The organism is Streptococcus oralis (genome assembly GCF_001579175.1).
Taxonomy (GTDB): Bacteria; Bacillota; Bacilli; order Lactobacillales; family Streptococcaceae; genus Streptococcus; species Streptococcus oralis_O.
Map to the genome: position 1 here is coordinate 268884 of NZ_KQ970760.1, position 4762 is coordinate 273645.

Annotated in this window: 6 protein-coding genes; 3 read left to right on the plus strand and 3 right to left on the minus strand. The window is 40.0% G+C overall.

The features are described from left to right. A partial coding sequence (locus SORDD24_RS05575; RefSeq protein ID WP_155720131.1) for an LPXTG cell wall anchor domain-containing protein occupies positions 1-237 on the plus strand: 237 nt, incomplete at its 5' end. 80 nt (positions 238-317) lie between these two features. Here SORDD24_RS05575 and SORDD24_RS05580 read toward each other — a convergent pair. The 3 genes from SORDD24_RS05580 to SORDD24_RS05590 all read right to left on the minus strand — a co-directional run bounded on the left by SORDD24_RS05580 (position 318) and on the right by SORDD24_RS05590 (position 2937). Then, positions 318-1394, minus strand: coding sequence for a DUF2974 domain-containing protein (locus SORDD24_RS05580; protein ID WP_061408457.1), 1077 nt, complete (start codon positions 1392-1394; stop codon positions 318-320). Between the two features lie 111 nt (positions 1395-1505). Continuing rightward, entirely contained in the window at positions 1506-2282 is a 777-nt protein-coding gene (locus SORDD24_RS05585; protein ID WP_061408460.1) for a ferredoxin reductase domain-containing protein, read from the minus strand. Positions 2283-2367: 85 nt separating this feature from the next. Then, the gene (locus SORDD24_RS05590) at positions 2368-2937 is read right to left on the minus strand and encodes a TetR/AcrR family transcriptional regulator (protein WP_061408462.1); all 570 of its coding nucleotides are present in this window, start codon (positions 2935-2937) and stop codon (positions 2368-2370) included. 320 nt (positions 2938-3257) lie between these two features. Here SORDD24_RS05590 and SORDD24_RS05595 point away from each other — a divergent pair, with 320 nt between their 5' ends. Together SORDD24_RS05595 and SORDD24_RS05600 are read left to right on the plus strand one after the other, a co-directional pair. Then, positions 3258-3935, plus strand: coding sequence for a response regulator transcription factor (locus SORDD24_RS05595; protein ID WP_000548981.1), 678 nt, complete (start codon positions 3258-3260; stop codon positions 3933-3935). After that, a partial coding sequence (locus tag SORDD24_RS05600; RefSeq protein ID WP_061408464.1) for a sensor histidine kinase occupies positions 3928-4762 on the plus strand: 835 nt, incomplete at its 3' end. The genes SORDD24_RS05595 and SORDD24_RS05600, both read left to right, overlap by 8 nt.

Below are 4762 nucleotides of genomic sequence, written 5' to 3' on the forward strand. Positions count from 1 at the left end.
ATCCCAGGTTACCGCTTCGTAGAGACTAAGAAACTTCCAAACGGTGACACAGAACACGTTTATGAGAAGGTTGTTACTGCCCCTCAACAAAAACCGACTGAGCAATCTCCAACGACTAAAGCAACCAAAGAATTACCTAATACTGGTACGGAAGATCATGTAGCTTTGGCAGCTCTAGGAGTACTTGGTTTGATGAGCGGATTTGGACTTGTGTCTCGTAAGAAAAAAGAAGACTAATTCTATACTCGAGATTCTAAGTAGTATCCATTAGTTTCTTAAACAAAAACCAACTAATCATTAGATTAGTTGGTTTTTGTCTATTCTCGATTTTTCCAAGCTTGGTAGCGGGTGTCGATCAAGAGTTGGGTTAGTCGTCCCATGGTTTCTCTTTCTTCGGGAGTGAGGGATTGAGCTTGGACAAAGAGATGGTGAATGTGTTCAATGACCTTGAAGGAAGAAAGGTCGTTGATAGAAGAGATGCCTGCATCGAGAATGATTCCAAAAAAGAGGTCAAAGTAGAGCTGCAGTTCCGTATCAGGGACGGTTTCAACCCATTCCTTGAAGGTTGTATCGACTTGCTGGCTGTCACTATTGGTCTCGTCCAGTTGGACAAAGTGCTTGTCTTCAACCTGCCAACTAAAGGTGTCGTGCTGAGCAAGGCCACCTAAGGCGGTGCTTCGAACGACGATTTTTTTATCCGGAATTTCCAGCATCATCCCAATGATAGACCCTTGTGGGATAAATACTTTCGTTCTTTCCATCATGTTTTGATAGCCAGGTGTTTCGGTTAGTTCCTTGTGAAGTCCAGGTGCATCAAAAGTATAGACAGCGACAATGTTTTTCTGCAAGTTTGGATCAAGTTGACTAGCAGCATAGACAGCTAGATTGCCCCCTTTTGAGTGCCCTGCTAGGATAACCTTTTGCTTAGGATGTTGGGCAAAAAAGTTCTCTAAATACTGGAGGGCATGTTTTTGAGCTGGAATTTCCTTCATATAGGTCATATGGAAATCTTCTTTCCAACCGATGATACTGTCATCCGTCCCGCGAAAAACAAGCAAATAAGTATCGAGACTGATACGATAAGTCATAGCCGCAAACTGTTTTTGCAATTCAGGATCGATATCGTTGATAAAGTCTGAGAGCTTGCAATTTTTAAAGCGTTTGTGTTGAGCGAGCTGATCCAACAACTGGAGACGGTTTTTATTAGTCAACATCGTCATGTCTCTAGGGATTTGAGGTGCAAGATCTATAAGGCGCTTTGGTTCTTGGGTGACTACATCATCAAAAGCAAGGTAGGTTAATTCAGTCAAGGCAAGAACATCTAACTCATTTACGGGGAGGTCATAAAAGGAATCGTATGCTACATCATTTAAGTAGTCAAAAATATTGGCCATAAAAGCTCCGTTCTCTATGTTTATCCTACCACATTTACATAGAATTAGCTAGTAGGCTTGTTTGAATAACCTAGTAGGATTTGATTGAAATACATAGAAGATAGATTGCTCCTATTTCAAACCTCTAAACGAACTTGCTTGAATGTTTTTATTATCAATCCCATTTTCCTTTAAAAAATTCTTCATCTCATTTACATCATCAGGCTGACCTGTGATGAGATAGCTGGCTTGATTGCCGTATTCATCAATAGCACATTTTAAAAATTCTTGACTTTGAGAAAGTTCATCGCTAGTTTTATAAGTAAAATTCGGTGTTTTTTGAGCCAGTTCTTTCATCTCATTATCGAAAATAGTAACTCCTTTGTCAAAATGGTTGAGAATAATTGGAGCTTTACCAGACCATTCTTTGATAAGGGGGCGTAGAGCAGAAATACCAACATCAGATGCAAAGCAAACTAGTGGCTGATTCGTATCTTTAACAGTCAAAGAGGAATCCAGCCAACTCATCTCAATCTCACTGCCAGATGGTAAATGTGTCAAGGTGTTCTTAAAGTTGCTACCACTATTATGAGTCAAAATGAGAATTTCATCTTCATCAGGTGTGGAGGCAATGGTTAACCATCGACTGGTTTGCTCTCCTTTAGCTTCATATTTACTAGCAGTAGACGAGGTATCAGGGAGTGTAAACTTAGCATAAGCCCCCGCTTTCCAGGTTTGATGACTCGGCTTTGTGATATGAATTAAATATAGATCTCCGCTGGGGTTTTCGATGGATTTTATCGATAATGTCTGGCTTCGTCCAAGATAAGCGATGGCACCCCAAGTTATAATACATAGCGCTCCAAGTGTTGATAGAATGATAATAAGCATTTTTTTACCTCTTTTCATTTTTTATGACTCCTGTTCTTAATTTTATGAATGAACTGTAAAATAATTCATTCATATCTTTTCAAAAAATAAAGAAATCCATTCTTTATTTTAGAACTCCTTTTATGAAGTTGGTTGCAAGTATTTCAACGGTCTTGCCAATATCTGGAAAATCTTTTTCCGTGATATGCATATCCATATAGTAAAACAGATTATAAACCTGTAAAATATCTTGAATCTTTTCTGGCGAGTACCCTTCAGCCTGCATTCGATTTGTAAAAGTTTTAACTAGAAACTGATGAAAAGGATTTGCGACTTTGCCTTCTTCCGAGGAATAGTAGCTGTGCAACTCATCTGCGATGGCAGGATTGTACCATTCTGCAAGGATTTTATTGGAAGAAACGAGAGTTCTGGACTGAGCAAATAGTTGACCAATGAGGTCAATCATGTCAATTTCCCAATCCAGTTCTTCGATCATAGCTTGGCGAACACGGTTGTTTTCATCTATATAGATGTCTAGAAAAATGGCTTCTTTACTCTCGTAATAGTTATAAAAAGAACCAACTGCAACACCAGCTTGCCTAGCAATTTCTGAAATTCCCGTTGCCTTGTAACCCTTTTTCGAAAAAACGTCATAAGCCGCTGTTTTTAGAGCTTGTTTTTTGTCCAATATGATTTAACCTCCTTTGCTTCATGAATGAATAAACCTATTCGTTCATTCATATTCTAACAAATCATGGCTAGCTTGTCAATAAGAAGGCTAGATCTATTAAATAAGTTAAAGAAACGCTAACTAAATTAGCACAAAAAGGAAAATATAGGATAAGGCTGGAACTATAGTTAAAAATAAGGTATGATATCAATGGGATGATTCTCTATTTAGCTTTCGTTTCCGAATCTGGATTTGAAAGATAAATAACCAAATAGTTGAGTTACTAATTCATAGATTTTTTATTAAGGTTTTTGATATTTTGAACAAGAGTAAAGGAGGAGCGCATGCACAAGATTTTACTAGTAGAAGATGACCAAGTTATTCGACAACAAGTGGGAAAACTGCTCTCTGAGTGGGGATTTGAGGTCGTTTTGGTAGAAGACTTTATGGAAGTATTGAGTTTATTTGTCCAGTCGGAACCTCATCTGGTCCTCATGGATATTGGCCTGCCACTCTTTAATGGTTACCACTGGTGCCAGGAAATTCGCAAGATTTCCAAGGTACCCATCATGTTTCTGTCTTCGAGAGATCAGGCTATGGATATCGTCATGGCGATCAATATGGGGGCAGATGACTTTGTGACCAAGCCTTTTGACCAACAGGTGCTCCTTGCCAAGGTTCAGGGCTTGTTGCGCCGTTCCTATGAGTTTGGGCGGGATGAAAGTTTGCTAGAGTATGCAGGTGTGATTCTCAATACCAAGTCTATGGACCTGCACTATCAGGGGGAAGTATTGAGTTTGACCAAGAATGAATTTCAAATTTTGCGGGTTTTATTTGAACACGCAGGGAATATCGTAGCCCGTGATGACCTGATGCGGGAACTCTGGAACAGCGACTTTTTCATTGATGACAATACCTTGTCTGTTAATGTTGCTCGTTTGCGCAAAAAGCTTGAGGAACAAGGCTTGGCAGGCTTTATCGAAACCAAGAAAGGGATAGGATACGGACTGAAACATGCTTGATTGGAAATCATTTTTTCTAGCCTATCTGCGCTCTCGCAGTCGCGTTTTTACCTATATTTTTTCATTAGGCTTTCTCGTCCTTCTCTTTCAGTTTTTATTTGCTAGTCTAGGAACTTATTTTCTTTATTTCTTTCTGCTCAGTAGTTTTTTGACCTTCTTATTTTTGGGTTGGGATATATTTGCAGAAGCTCAGGTTTACCGACTGGAAGTTCTCTATGCTGAGAGAGATCCCAAGTCTCCTCTGGAATGTGCCCTAGCAGAAAAACTCGAAGAGCTTGAGTCCGAATTGTACCAAAAAAAGTCTGAAGCGCAGAGCAAGCTGACGGATTTGCTTGATTACTACACCTTGTGGGTTCACCAGATCAAGACGCCCATTGCGGCTAGTCGCCTTTTAGTAGCAGAAGTCTCTGATCGGGAGGTCAAGCAGCAACTGGAACAGGAAATTTTCAAGATTGACTCCTATACCAATCTGGTTTTGCAGTACTTACGTTTAGAGAGTTTTCACGATGATTTGGTCTTTGAACAGGTTCAAGTGGAGGACTTGGTCAAGGATATGGTTCGTAAGTACGCACTTTTCTTTATCCAAAAGGGACTGACGGTCAATCTCCATGACCTCGACAAAACTATCGTGACCGATAAGAAGTGGTTGTTGGTCGTCATTGAACAAATCCTTTCAAACAGCCTCAAGTACACCAAGGAAGGTGGGCTAGAGATTTATATGGAAGGCCAGGAGCTCTGTATCAAGGATACGGGGATTGGGATTAAAAACAGTGATGTCCTCCGAGTCTTTGAACGTGGTTTTTCAGGCTACAATGGCCGTTTGACCC

Excerpts from the sequence above, each read along its gene's own strand:
- SORDD24_RS05585 (WP_061408460.1), bottom strand. The coding sequence starts at position 2,282 with ATGAAAAGAGGTAAAAAAATGCTTATTATCATTCTATCAACACTTGGA.
- SORDD24_RS05580 (WP_061408457.1), bottom strand. The coding sequence starts at position 1,394 with ATGGCCAATATTTTTGACTACTTAAATGATGTAGCATACGATTCCTTT.
- SORDD24_RS05595 (WP_000548981.1), top strand. The coding sequence starts at position 3,258 with ATGCACAAGATTTTACTAGTAGAAGATGACCAAGTTATTCGACAACAA.